The 12,948-nt window shown below is 73.5% G+C and carries 12 protein-coding genes; 3 read left to right on the top strand and 9 right to left on the bottom strand.

Features of this window, described 5'->3' with window-relative positions; genetic code table 11:
- Positions 1-49 precede the first annotated feature (49 nt).
- Together ABZ836_RS12175 and ABZ836_RS12170 are read right to left on the bottom strand one after the other, a co-directional pair.
- Positions 50-862 (bottom strand): PaaX family transcriptional regulator C-terminal domain-containing protein, encoded by an 813-nt coding sequence (locus tag ABZ836_RS12175; protein ID WP_356129546.1) that lies wholly within the window; start codon positions 860-862, stop codon positions 50-52.
- Positions 863-932: 70 nt separating this feature from the next.
- Entirely contained in the window at positions 933-1,907 is a 975-nt protein-coding gene (locus ABZ836_RS12170) for a helix-turn-helix domain-containing protein (RefSeq protein ID WP_361141552.1), read from the bottom strand.
- A 230-nt stretch (positions 1,908-2,137) separates the two neighbouring features.
- Between ABZ836_RS12170 and ABZ836_RS12165 the strand changes: the two genes are divergently transcribed.
- The 3 genes from ABZ836_RS12165 to ABZ836_RS12155 all read left to right on the top strand — a co-directional run bounded on the left by ABZ836_RS12165 (position 2,138) and on the right by ABZ836_RS12155 (position 6,042).
- Positions 2,138-3,361 (top strand): arginine deiminase, encoded by a 1,224-nt coding sequence (locus ABZ836_RS12165; protein WP_356129550.1) that lies wholly within the window; start codon positions 2,138-2,140, stop codon positions 3,359-3,361.
- A gap of 86 nt (positions 3,362-3,447) precedes the next feature.
- Entirely contained in the window at positions 3,448-4,458 is a 1,011-nt protein-coding gene (gene argF / locus ABZ836_RS12160; RefSeq protein ID WP_356129552.1) for an ornithine carbamoyltransferase, read from the top strand.
- Positions 4,459-4,611: 153 nt separating this feature from the next.
- Positions 4,612-6,042, top strand: a complete 1,431-nt coding sequence (locus tag ABZ836_RS12155) for an amino acid permease (protein WP_361141549.1) — start codon at positions 4,612-4,614, stop codon at positions 6,040-6,042.
- Between the two features lie 146 nt (positions 6,043-6,188).
- On the opposite strand, the gene ABZ836_RS12150 is transcribed toward ABZ836_RS12155, so the two are convergent.
- From ABZ836_RS12150 to ABZ836_RS12120, 7 genes are all read right to left on the bottom strand, one after another.
- A complete protein-coding gene (locus ABZ836_RS12150) occupies positions 6,189-6,626 on the bottom strand; it encodes a DUF6099 family protein (protein WP_356129556.1) in 438 nt (145 codons plus the stop codon).
- Positions 6,627-6,814: 188 nt separating this feature from the next.
- Positions 6,815-7,147 (bottom strand): nucleotide pyrophosphohydrolase, encoded by a 333-nt coding sequence (locus ABZ836_RS12145; RefSeq protein WP_356129558.1) that lies wholly within the window; start codon positions 7,145-7,147, stop codon positions 6,815-6,817.
- Positions 7,144-8,379 (bottom strand): ATP-binding protein, encoded by a 1,236-nt coding sequence (locus ABZ836_RS12140; protein ID WP_361141546.1) that lies wholly within the window; start codon positions 8,377-8,379, stop codon positions 7,144-7,146. Before ABZ836_RS12140 ends, ABZ836_RS12145 begins: the two co-directional genes overlap by 4 nt.
- Positions 8,380-8,490: 111 nt before the next feature.
- Positions 8,491-8,901 (bottom strand): cell division protein SepF, encoded by a 411-nt coding sequence (locus tag ABZ836_RS12135; protein WP_356129561.1) that lies wholly within the window; start codon positions 8,899-8,901, stop codon positions 8,491-8,493.
- A 339-nt stretch (positions 8,902-9,240) separates the two neighbouring features.
- Entirely contained in the window at positions 9,241-10,839 is a 1,599-nt protein-coding gene (locus tag ABZ836_RS12130) for an MFS transporter (RefSeq protein WP_361141544.1), read from the bottom strand.
- 265 nt (positions 10,840-11,104) lie between these two features.
- Positions 11,105-11,575 carry a MarR family transcriptional regulator gene (locus ABZ836_RS12125; RefSeq protein WP_356129565.1) on the bottom strand — a complete coding sequence of 157 codons (471 nt, stop codon included), beginning with the start codon at positions 11,573-11,575 and terminating at the stop codon, positions 11,105-11,107.
- 181 nt (positions 11,576-11,756) lie between these two features.
- On the bottom strand, positions 11,757-12,857 hold the full coding sequence (locus ABZ836_RS12120; protein WP_361141542.1) for a glutamate--cysteine ligase: 1,101 nt from the start codon (positions 12,855-12,857) through the stop codon (positions 11,757-11,759).
- Positions 12,858-12,948: the final 91 nt, after the last annotated feature.

Raw genomic sequence — 12,948 nt, 5'->3', positions numbered from 1 at the left:
GCGGTCCCGCGGCGGGTCGCCGCGGCGGAGGCGCGGCGGAGGCGCGGCGTCACCCGGCGGTGACGTAGCGCTCCGCCGCGTCGCGCAACCGGTCCCGCAGTGCGTGGAAGAGGGCGCCGGCCCGCGGCCCCGGCCAGTCCGCGGGCAGCAGCCGCGGCGGCAGCCCGGGGTCCGCGTACGGCAGTTCGCGCCAGGCGTCGAGGGCGAGCATGTAGTCCCGGTAGGCCTCCTCGGCCGGGCTGTCGTCGCGGTCCTCCCAGGACCGGAGCAGCCCCGTGTGCCGCACGAGGAACTCCTCGTACCGGGCGGCGATCGCGTCGAGGTCCCACCACCGTCCGAGCGCCTCCTCGGTGGGCGTGAACCCGAGGTGCTCGCCCCGGAAGAAGTCCACGTACCGGTCGAGGCCCAGCCGGCTCAGCGTGTGCCGGGCCTCCTCGTGGACGCGGGCGGGCGCTATCCACACGCCGGGCGCGGCCGCCCCGAACCCGAGGCGGGCGAGCCGGGTGCGCAGCACGTGCCGGCGCTGCCGGAGCGTCTCCGGCACGGAGAAGACGGCCAGCAGCCACTCCTCCCCCTCGGGCGGCCCGGCGAGCAGCCGGCGTCCGGCGTCGTCCAGTGTCTGCCGCGCGTCCGGCGAGAGCGCGTAGCCCGCCGCCCCCGTGTCGGTCCGGGCGGGGACCAGCATGCCGCGCCGCTTGAGCCGGGAGACCGCCGACCGCACCGACGGGGCGTCGACGCCGACCGCCGCGAGCAGCCGGATCAGCTCCGAGACGGGCAACGGTCCGGGCAGGTGACGGCCGTACGCGCCGTAGAGCGTGACGATGAGGGAACGGGGAGCGCGCTGGTCGGACACGTTGATCATTTTAGGTCGCGTACCTGACGGAGTGTCACCGGGGCCGGTGCGGCCCGCCGCCGCGGTGCCGCCCGGGACCTCACGCCCATCCCAACCGGGCTGCCTGAAGGCCCAGTTGGAGGCGGGTCTGGGCGCCGGTGAGCTTCATCAGCTGACCGACCCGGCGCTGCACGGTGCGCAAGGACAGGCCGAGACGGACCGCGACCGCCTGGTCGGTGAGCCCGGCGACGAGGAGGCTCATGATGCGGGCGTCCGTCTCGTCGAGGGCGCTGGGCGTGGACTCCGCGACCTCGCCGACGCGGGGCACCGTGAGGCGGGAGCTGCGCTGCCAGACCATTTCGAAGAGCCCGGTGAGGGCGTCGAGCAGGCCGCCGGGCCGGACCAGCAGCGCTCCGTCCGCCGCGTGGCCGCGGCCTCCCATCGGGACCATCGCCAGCTCCCGGTCGGCGATCATCAGCTTCACCGGGACCGAGTCGGTGACCCGGACCTCCTCGCCTGCCTGCACCGCGCGCTCCAGCTCCTCGACGATGCCGTCGTCCTCCTCCAGCATGCGCCGCTCCAGCACCACCCGGTAGGCGACCCCGCGGGCCGCGGCGGCGGCCTCGGTGGCGGTGTTCTCGGTGGTGGAGACGAAGCGGGCCGGGGCCTGCACCAGGCAGAGGATCTCGCTGCGCGCGCCGGTCTGGAGCTGTTCCAGCCGCTGCCGGGTCGCCTCGACGCCGCGGACGACGTCCAGGACGTCGGAGGAGGATCGTTCCGCCATGGTCGCCCGGTAGAGCTCCTCCAGGGAGCCGAGTTCGAGTTCGGCCAGCCGGAGCGCGTTCTGCCGGTGGACCAGCATGGAGCCGAGGGCCAGCCGGGGCGGGGAGGCGCTGAGCCGGCCGGGCGCCTGTCCGTTGCGGGCGGCCAGGCCCAGCACCTCCAGGCGTCCCATGACGCCGGCCGCCTCGCCCTCGGGCACGCTCAGCACTTCGGCCAGTTCCGCGGCGGAGCAGGAGGGCCGGCGCAGCAGCTCCCGGTAGGCGTTCGACTCGTTCTCCGTCAGTCCCAGCACGTCCTGGATCATCGTGGGCCCCCACTCGTCCGTGTCCCGCCATGGGGCGGCGGGTTCATGCCGTCGTCGACATGCCGTTTCCGGCACGCCGCTGCCATGTCGCAATGCCGCAACCTCGCACGGATCATGGCTGGCGTAAAGCGCCGCACCGGGCGGCCGGCTCCTGCGAGCGGGCGGAAGGGCCTCCTGAACAGGGATGAAACCGGGTCCGGGGGGTCAGGATGAGTGGCATGGGATTCCACGTCGACTCCGAGACCGGCCGGCTGCGCCGCGTCGTCCTGCACCGCCCCGGCCTCGAGCTGAAGCGCCTCACCCCGTCCAACAAGGACGACCTGCTCTTCGACGACGTGCTCTGGGTGCGTCGCGCCCAGGCGGAGCACGACGCCTTCGCCTCGGTGCTGCGCGGGCGCGGCGTGGCCGTGCACCTCTTCGAGGACCTGCTGGCCGAGACCCTCGCGGTCGACGAGGCGCGTTCCCTGGTCCTGGACGAGGTGTTCGACACCCGTGAGTTCGGCCCGCTCGCCACCTCCCGGCTCAGATCCGTCTTCGAGGCGCTGCCCGCCGACCGGCTGGCCGAGGCCCTGATCGGGGGCATGACCAAGCGGGAGTACCTGGACGAGCACCCGGAGCCGGTCTCGGTCCGCTTCCACGTGATGGAGCTGGACGACTTCCTGCTCGACCCGCTGCCCAACCACCTCTTCACCCGCGACACCTCCGCCTGGATCTACGACGGGGTGTCCATCAACGCGATGCGCTGGCGGGCCCGCCGCCGCGAGACGGTGCACTTCGAGGCGATCTACCGGCACCACCCGCTCTTCCGCCGCGAGGAGTTCCACATCTGGTCGCAGGGACACGCCGACTACCCGTCGACCATCGAGGGCGGCGACGTCCTGGTGATCGGCAACGGCGCGGTGCTGATCGGCATGAGCGAGCGGACCACGCCGCAGGCCGTGGAGATGATCGCCCACAAGCTGTTCGCCACCGGCTCGGCGCGTGCCGTGGTGGCGCTGGACATGCCGAAGAAGCGGGCGACGATGCACCTGGACACCGTGATGACCATGGTCGACCGGGACACCTTCACCCAGTACGCGGGACTGGGCATGCTGCGGTCGTACACGATCACCCCGGGCGGCGCCGGGCAGCGGATCCAGGTCGTGGACCATCCGCCGGAGCACATGCACCGCGCCATCGCGTCGGCGCTGGACCTGAGCGAGATCCGGGTCCTCACCGCCACCCAGGACGTCCACGCCGCCGAGCGGGAGCAGTGGGACGACGGGTGCAACGTGCTGGCGGTGGAGCCGGGGGTGGTGGTCGCCTACGAGCGGAACACCACCACCAACACGCACCTGCGCAAGCAGGGCGTGGAGGTGATCGAGATCCGCGGCAACGAGCTCGGCCGGGGACGGGGCGGGCCGCGCTGCATGAGCTGTCCGGTGGAGCGGGATCCGGTGTAGGGTCTCGCGCGTCCAGCACGGTGCATAATCATTCTTTTTTGCGTATAGAATTCCACCGTCCCCCGCAGCAGCCACTGGAGCTCGTGATGCCCCACCTCCCTTCCGCCCTCGCCGGCCGCAGCTTCCTCAAGGAGCTGGACTTCAGCCGTGAGGAGTTCCGCGGCCTGGTCGAGCTGGCCGCCGAGCTCAAGGCGGCCAAGAAGGCCGGGACCGAGACCCAGTACCTGCGGGGCCGCAACATCGCGCTGATCTTCGAGAAGACGTCGACGCGCACACGCTGCGCCTTCGAGGTCGCCGCGGCCGACCAGGGCGCCTCGACGACCTTCCTGGACCCGTCCGCCTCGCAGATCGGGCACAAGGAGTCGGTGAAGGACACCGCGCGGGTGCTGGGCCGGATGTACGACGGCATCGAGTACCGGGGCGACAGCCAGGCCAAGGTGGAGGAGCTCGCCGCGCACGCGGGCGTGCCCGTGTTCAACGGCCTCACCGACGACTGGCACCCCACCCAGATGCTCGCCGACGTGCTCACCATGACCGAGCACAGCGCCGCGCCGCTGGAGGAGATCGCCTTCGCCTACCTGGGCGACGCCCGCTTCAACATGGGCAACTCCTACCTGGTCACCGGCGCCCTGCTCGGCATGGACGTGCGGATCGTCGCGCCGCGCTCGTACTGGCCCGACGAGGAGGTCGTCGCCCGGGCGCGCAAGCTGGCGGAGATCAGCGGCGCCCGCGTCACCCTCACCGAGGACGTCGCCGAGGGCGTGCGGGGCGCCGGTTTCGTCGCCACCGACGTCTGGGTCTCCATGGGCGAGCCCAAGGAGGTCTGGGGCGAGCGGATCGCCGCCCTGTCCCCCTACGCGGTGACGATGGACGTCCTGCGCGCGACGGGCGACCCGGACGTGAAGTTCCTGCACTGCCTTCCGGCCTTCCACGACCTGGGCACCGAGGTCGGCCGGCAGATCCACGCCGAGTACGGCCTGGAGTCGCTGGAGGTCACCGACGAGGTCTTCGAGTCGGCGCACTCCGTCGTCTTCGACGAGGCGGAGAACCGCCTCCACACCATCAAGGCCGTCATGGTCGCCGCGCTCGGCCGCTGACCTCGGCGGCTCCGGAGCCCCTGTGACACTCCCCCGCGGCCGTCGCGCCGCGGGGGCGACCGACGGTCGGCGTGGAACCATCCCTTTCCGTGCCGTCCGACCGCGACCCACCCCGTCGCGACCCGCACCACCCAGAAACGAGCACCACCCGTCATGCCCGCACCACGCGTCAAATCCTCCCGGCTCCTGATCTCCGAATCGGGCCACGACCTCGAGGGTCACGGTCTGAAGCGGACCATGGGCCTCTTCCACCTGATCTGCTTCGGCATGGGCGCCGTGGTCGGCACCGGCATCTTCGTCGGCCTGTCCGGCTCGATCGCCGAGGCGGGCCCCGCGGTCGTCGTCTCCTACGTCCTCGCCGCGATCACCTGCGTCTTCACCGCCTTCTCCTTCGCCGAGCTCGGTGGCGCCATCCCGGTCGCCGGTTCCTCGTACTCCTTCGCCTACGCCGGTCTCGGCGAGACCTGGGCCTTCCTGGTGGGCTGGTGCCTGCTCCTCGAGTACGGCATCTCCATCTCCGCCGTCGCCGTGGGCTGGAGCGAGTACGTCAACGAGCTGCTCGACAGCCTCCTCGGCCACGAGCTGCCCGCCGCGCTCTCGCACGGGCCCACCGAGGGCGGCGTGGTGAACCTCCCGGCCGTGGTGCTGATCGGCCTGGCCACGGTGCTGCTGGTCCGCGGCGTCCGCGAGAGCGCCCGCGCCACCGCGGTCATGGCCGTGGTCAAGATCGGCATCCTGCTGGTGTTCTGCGCGGTCGGGTTCAGCGCGTTCCAGGACGGCCACCTCAACCCGTTCGCCCCCGAGGGCGTGGCCGGCATCGGCGCGGCCACCTCGGCGGCATTCTTCTCCTACATCGGCTTCGACGCGATCACCACGGCGGGCGAGGAGTCCCGCAACCCCCGGCGCGACGTGCCGATCGCGATCCTGGTCTGCATCGGCGCGGTGACCGTCCTGTACTGCGCCGTGGCGCTCGCGGCGATCGGCGCCATCGGTTCCGAGGAGGCGGGCAGCCGGCCGGCCGCGCTGTCCCACGTGGTCGACACGGTCACCGGTTCCGACGTCGGCGGGGCGGTCGTCGCCTTCGGCGCGGTGGTGGCCATCGCCTCGGTGACGCTGGCGGTCACCTACGGGCAGAGCCGCATCCTGATGTCGATGTCGCGTGACGGTCTGATGCCGCGGTTCTTCGAGAAGGTCTCCCCCAGGACCTCGACCCCGGTCACCGGGACGATCGTCATCGGCGTGGTCTTCGGGCTGGTCGCGGCGTTCGTGCCGCTGGACGGGCTGATCGACCTGTCGACCATCGGCACGCTGGCCGCGATGGCCGCCGTGAACGTCGCCGTGATCGCGCTGCGCCGACGGGAACCGGACCTGGCCCGGCCGTTCCGGGTGCCGTTCGGCCCGGTGCTGCCGGTGCTGGGCGTGCTGTTCTGCCTGTACCTCATGTTCGAGACCGGCTGGGGCACGTGGGTGCAGTTCGCCGCGTTCCTGGCCGTGGGGCTGGCCGTGTACCTCGGCTACGGCCGCCGCCGCTCCGTGCTCGCGAGCCGGACCGGCGCCGAACCCCCGCTGCTCACCCGCCCCTGACCCGGCCGCGCCCCCGCGCCCTCCCCTCGGGGCCGCCACGGACGCCGTGGCGGCCCCGAGCCGTGTCCGCACCGCACGGCACCGCGCCGCGGCGCGCCGCACCGTGCCGCACCGCGCCGTGCCGCCAGGACCGGACCGGGTGGCGGTCATGGCGTGAGGCGGCGGATCATCTGGAGCACCCGGTCGCGGGACTCGTCGGACGCGTCGATCGACTCCATGCACTGCCAGTAGGTGTCGTCGTCCGCCGCGGCGGGGGCGAGGCCGATCATGGCGATGCCCGCCTCGGAGAGCAGCTCGCCCAGCGCCTCGAGCACCGCGAACGGCTCCCCGACCGAGGTCAGCCGCGCGGCACGCAGGTGCTCGGTGCCGAACGGCGCCGGCCCCAGCGCCCCGCAGCCGCGTCCGGCGAGTTCCGTCAGCCCGAGCGCCTCTCCTCTCAGCTCCGGCGGCCCGGACACCGCCAGTCGGCTGCCGACCGCCTGGGCCAGGGCGTGCGCCTGCCACACCTCGGCCAGAACGGCCTGCGGTTCCTCACTGACCGCCAGAGCCCGTCTGGCCACTTCGATGAGCCGTGCCGCGTCCATCCACGCCGCCCCCGTTCGCTCCGCGTGCCCCCGCGCACGCCGTACCGGTTCCACTACCCAGAGTGAAGGGTCGGGCACGGATACGCCAGACCATGCCGGAAATCTGTGGAAAACTTCGCGAGAACGCCCCGCTCCACAACTCCGGAGAGTGAGAACGCCTCCCGATCCGGCCGACCGGGCGGCCCGCTTCACGCGCCGGGCGCGGGAAACCTCTTCTCGTTCCGCACGATCTTCGCATCCAGCGCCGACAGCGGGTCGACGCCCAGCACCGCGCAGAACTGCAGCAGGTAGGCGAGCACGTCCGCCACCTCGTCCTCGACCCGGTGCGCCCGCTCGGGGTCGTCCATCACCCGCGCCGACTCCTCGGGCGTCAACCACTGGAAGATCTCCAGCAGTTCGGACGCCTCCACGCTGAGCGCGGCCGCCAGGTTCTTCGGGGTGTGGTACGGCTCCCAGCGGCGCGCGGCGGCGAACTCCACCAGCCGCCGCCGCAGGGCGTCCAGGTCACGGTCGTCTGTCACGGTGCCAGGTCTACCACCCGCGCCGCGTCGCTCCCCTCGGCGCCCTCCACCCAGGAGAGGTCGTTGACCGCGCCGACGAGACGGATGTGCCCCCGCTCGCACATCCGGGCCGCCAGGCCCAGCAGTTCACGCCGCTGGCGCGCGTCGAGTCCCTGGCCGAAGCCGTCGGCGAGCACGGTGAGCGTCTGGTACGCCTCCGGCACCTCCGCGGTGTCGACCTCCAGCACGCCCGGCCCGGTGAGCAGCACCAACGCCAGGGCGGTGTAGCGCAGTTCGCCGTCCCCCAGGCGCGCGAGGTCGGTGCGGGAGCCGTCGCCGCGGTCGAGCAGGGCGCGCACCCGGCCGTCGGTGGTGCGCTCGGCGAGCAGGTCGTGGACCGGTCCGGCGCAGCCCGCGCGGACGGCGTCGACCAGCAGCCCGTGCCGCCGCCCGCACTCGGAGCGGGTGCGGAACAGCACGTCGGCGAGGTTGTCGCAGCCGCGCAGCAGCCGCCCGGTGCCCAGCGGGACCGCGGGCCGCATCCGCGCGGGACGCGGGTCGCAGACGAACACCGACCGCAGGGCGACCACCATCTGCTCGGCCGCGGCCAGCACCCGCCGCTGGCCCTCGGTCTTCCCGGCCACCCGCAGCGGCAGCAGCGCGGTGCCGAGCCGGTCGTCGGGCAGGGGCGCGCGGGTGACCGGCGCGCTGCCCGCGGTGTGCCAGGCGGCCTGCACGGAGCGGCGGGCGGGATCGCGCAGGGCGGTCTCCAGCAGCACCGTCCCGTCCGCGGTCAGCCGTTCGCCCACGATGCGCAGCGCGGGCTCGACCTGCACGGCGACGTCGAGCCGGACGGGGCCCTCCGGGCCGTCGGCGGTGCAGCCGATGCGGAAGCCGCGGCGCCCCTGCTCGTCGGGCCGGGCGCGGTCCGGGACGCAGGAGCCGGGGTCGGGGAACGCCTCCCCCGCCTCGGCCCCGCCCGCCAGCCGCGCCAGCGCCTCGTAGGCGCGCAGCACACCGGACTTGCCGCTGCCGCTCGGGCCGGCGATCAGGGTGAAGGGGGCGTCCAGCGGGACGCGGAGCCCGCGGTGGGAGGCGAACGCGGACAGCCGCAGCTCGGTGACGCGGGCGCGGTCGGCGGCGGCGCGCTGGACGGGGACCCGCGCCTCCTCGGCCTCGCTCGGGCACGGGGAGGGGGACGGGGACGGGGAGGGCGACGGGGGCTGGACGCCGGAGGGCACGGACAGGGTCATGACCGGACCGTAGGCGGGTGCGGTCCCGGTGAACCGTTCCGCCCGGTCGGCCTTCCTACGATCGGGGGACGCGGTCAGCGCGGGCCGGGCGCCTTCACCCCCGGGCGGAGGTCATCGTCCCTGCTGGGACGGGGAGTTCCCGCCGAGTCCTTCGATCAGGCCCTGCACCTCGACACCGCCCGGGGTGAGCAGGAAGACGTTCCGGTCGACGCGGTGCATGGAGGCGGCGAGGCCGAAGACCACGCCGGTGGAGAAGTCGAGGACGCGCTTGGCGACGTCGCCCTCGGCGCCGGACAGGTCGAGCAGCACGGGGGCGCCGGCCATCAGCGTCTCGGCGACCTCGCGGGCGTCGGCGAAGACGTTGACCCGCAGGACGACGAAGCGGCGGCGGGGTTCGACCGCCTCCTCCGGCAGCGCGCGGTGGCCGACCTGGGAGGGCCAGGCGTCCCGGCCCCGGAGCGGGACGACCTCGGCGAGGCCTTCCCATTGTTCGTCGGTGACGTCGTGCCTGCGCCTGCTCATCACCGTCGGTCCCCCGCGTCGTGTCCGGATCGTCTGTCAGGCCCCATTGTGGCGCGCGCTCACCCGTTCGGCCGAACCGACGCGCGGGGTGCCGTCACGTCGATTTTTCCACGGAGTGGCCTGCGCCGACCCGGCCCGTGACCGAGGCCCGGCCGGTACCGGTTCGGCACCCGCGCCGGCCCCCGCGCCGGCACCCCGTCCGGCGCCGTCGCGGAGGGTCCGGAGACGGCGACGCGCCCCCGGGGAGAACCCTCGGGGGCGCGTCGCGGCGTGCGTGCCGCGGACGGCCGTGCGGCGGGCGTGCCGTGGGCGGCGGTGCGGCGGGCGTGCCGCGGACGGTCAGCGGGCGGCGGCCTCGGCGGCGGCCGCCTGCTCCTCCGCCGGGACGCGCCGTTCGATGCCGACGGCGGCGACGACCGCTCCGAGCACGCACAGCACGCCGGTGACGATCACCGCGGCGTGCATGCCGTTGACGAACGCCTGTCCCGCGCCCTCGACGACCGCGGCCCTGATCCCCTCGGGCATCCCGGGCGAGACGGGCGCGATGCCCATGGTGACCGCGTCCTCGGCCTTCTCCAGGCCGTGTGCCATGGCGGCGGGGACACCGGCGGCGGTGAGTTCGCCGAACAGGGAGGAACCGACCTTGCCGGCGATGACCGAGACGAGCACCGAGGTGCCCAGCGCGCCGCCGATCTGCAGCATGGTGGACTGCAGCCCGGAGGCCACGCCGCCGTCCCGCACGGGCGCGTTGCCGATGATGGTGTCCGCGGTGGCGGGCAGCACGATGCCCACGCCGAGGCCCAACGCGATGTAGGGGACCCACATGGTGGCGTAGGACGAGTCGACGGTCCAGGTCAGCATGGAGAACATGGCCACCGCCGACAGCAGCAGGCCGATCGGGACGGAGACCCGCGCCCCGAGGCGCTGGCTGAGCTGGGCGCCCAGCGGTGACGCCACCAGGGAGGCCAGCGACATCGGCAGGGTGGCGACACCGGCCTCGACCGGCGTGTACCCGCGGACGTTCTGCAGGTACAGCATGATGAAGAAGATGCCGCCGAGCATGACGAAGAAGTTGAGCACGGTCATCACCGAGCCGACGGTCAGCGAGCGGTTGCGGAACAGGCGCATGGGCAGCAGCGGATGCTCCTGCCGGGTCTCGTACCAGCCGAACAGCACCAGGACCGCCAGGCCGAGGGCGAGGGAGCCCAGGGTGCCGGCCGAGGCCCAGCCCCAGGTCTCGCCCTTGACGATGCCGAAGACCAGCGCGAGCAGGCCCGCGGCCAGCAGGACGACGCCGGCGACGTCGAACCGGTGGTGGCCCGTGGAGTTCTTGGACTCCGCCAGGACCCACATCGAGAACAGCAGGGCGACGAGGCCGATCGGGGCGTTCAGGTGGAACACCCACTGCCAGCCGACGCTCTCGACCAGCAGGCCGCCCACGATGGGGCCGAGGGAGGTGGAGACGGCGGAGACCATGCCCCAGATGCCGACCGCGACCGGGAAGCGCCGGGGTTCGAAGACGGCGCGCAGGATGCCGAGGGTGTTGGGCATCAGGATGCCGCCGCACAGTCCTTGCAGGGCCCGGAACAGGATGACCGTCTCGATGCTGCCGGACAGGCCGATGGCGACCGAGGTGACGACGAAGCCGCCGATGCCGGCCAGGTAGTAGAACCGCCGCCCGAAGCGGTCGCCCAGCTTGCCGCCGAGGATCATGGAGGCGGCGAGGGCCAGCAGGTAGGAGTTGGTCACCCACTGCAGTTCGGCGGTGCTGGCGCCGAGGTCACGGCCGATGGCCGGGTTGGCGATGGCGACCACGGAGCCGTCGAGCTGCACCATCAGCAGACCGAACGACACCGCGATCAGGGCGAGCCAGGGGTTGCCCCGGCGTCCGGCGGGCGCGGTGGCCGCCGGGGACGCGTCCACGGGAGTGGATGCCATGGAAATCGAGCCTTTGCCTTCGGAGAAAGAGGGAGGGGGAGGGGGAGGGGGAGGGGGATGGGGTGGGGGGACGGGGGAGGGCACCACGAACACCGCCCGGACCGGCGGCGTCGGGCGCCGCCGGTCGGGCGTGCGGGGGTGGGGGTGCGGCGGTGCCGCATGAGGGGCGACGCCCTCGGGAGGGCCGCCGGGAGCGTGAGAATCCTCACCGGCGCTGACGGGCACTGGCCGGCGCCGGCCGGTACTGGCCGGTACTGGTCGGGCGTCAGCCGCCGTCGCGGACGGCGCGCTCCAGGGCGGCCAGGGCGCCCAGCGCGGACCCGAGGGCGTCGAGCTCGCCGTCCGTGAGCGCGTGCAGCGCCTCGCCGAGCACGCCGGTCTCGAGTTCCCGCACCTCCGCGATGCGACGGCGCGCGGTCTCGGTGAGGTGCAGATGCGCGATGCGCTTGTCGACGCCGTCCTGGCGCCGCTCGAGCTCGCCCTGCTCGGTGAGCTGCGACACCAGCGCGCTGACGTTGTTGGGCTTCATCTGCAGCGCCTCGGCGGCCTCGCGGACCGTGGCGCCGTCGTGGCGCTCGACGTGGCGCAGGAGGGCGAGCTGGGCCTCGGAGGGCTTGGGCACGTGGTACTCGCGTGCCACCCGCCGCTCGAGGGTCCGGTTCAGCGCGGGCAGGCACGCCGCGAGGCCGGAGGCCACGTGGTCGGTGCGCCGGGAGCGCGCGCTGGATTCGGACATGCCGAACAGGATAGGTACCGAAGGATAGCTATGTCAAAAGACCTATCGCCGCGCCGCCCATCCTCCCCCGCGCCCTTCCTCCCCCGCTCCCCCGCCCCCTGCCCCCTGCCCCCCGGGCGTGCGAAAGCCCCCGGACGGGGCGGGCCGGGGGCTTCGCGGACGGCGGGGGGGATCCGCCGGTTCAGGGGGCGCCGGCGGCCGTGCGGCGGACGGCCTCCAGGACGACGTCGCGCAGGCTGCCGGTCTTCTCCCACACCTCCTGCTGGACCCGCGCCCCGTTGCCCTCGGCGAAGAGGCGCTCCACCGTGCGGTGGGCGAGGTCGCGGTCGCCGTTCGCGCGGAGCGAGTCGTCGATGTGCTCGAGGAGGGCGGTGACCACCTCGCGGGCGGGGGCGGGCCGGAAGGTGAGCGGGTGCAGCAGGTCGCCCTCGAGGCCGGAGCTGGACGCCTGCCAGGCCGCCAGCTTCAGCAGGCTGACGCTCGCGGGGGCGGCGGGCTCCACGCCGGCCCGCCACTGCGCGGCCGCGGTGTCCACCAGGCCGCGGGCCAGGGCGGCTATCAGCACGGGCGTGTCGGCGTCCAGGCAGACGTCGGAGACGCGGATCTCCACGGTGGGGTACCGGTCGGAGAGGCGGGCGTCGTAGTACGCCATGTGCCGGTCGAGGATGGCGCCGGTGGCGACCATCGCGTCGGTGCGGCGGTGGTACTCCTCGGGCGTCCCGAACGGCTCGGTCGAACCGGCCGAGGGCCAGCGCTCCCACACCTGCCGGCGGTAGCTGCGGTAGCCGGTCTCCTTGCCCTGCCAGAACGGGGAGTTCGCGCTGAGGGCGGTGAGGACGGGCAGCCAGTTCCGGATCCGGTCGAGGACCGCGACGCCCTCCTCGTCGGACTCCACCGAGACGTGGACGTGGCAGCCGCACACCATCTGCTCCTGGGTCGGCAGGCCGTAGCGGTCGACCATCCACTGGTAGCGCTCGCTGGTGCTGACCTGAGGGCTCACGGGGAGCGGGGAGGTGGCCAGCGCGGCGACCGCGGCGCCGGTGGAGGCGGCGTGCCGGGCGGCGTCCGCCCGGCAGCGGACGATCTCCTTCTCGAGCTCCGCGAGGGAGGACTGGGGATGCGTGGCGAACTCCAGCATCTGGCCGTGGAGCTCCTTCTCGAACACGTCGGAGTCCGCGGGGTCGCGCTCCGCCCGGGCGAGTACGGCCGCGGACAGGGCACGGGGATCCCCCGTCTCCGGATCGACCAGGAGCAGTTCTTCTTCGACGCCGACGGTGCGCACGGGGGCCTTTCTCTAGTGAGCTCTCGGGTGAGCGGTTTCCCACGTGTTCCCGGAGGTTCCGGCGATCAGTCCTCACCCGTCGGGACGTGGA

This window comes from Streptomyces sp. NPDC047130 (assembly GCF_040643475.1).
In the GTDB taxonomy this organism is placed as follows: domain Bacteria; phylum Actinomycetota; class Actinomycetes; order Streptomycetales; family Streptomycetaceae; genus Streptomyces.
The sequence above is the reverse complement of the archived record's forward strand: the minus strand, read 5'-3'. Positions and strand labels throughout refer to the sequence as shown.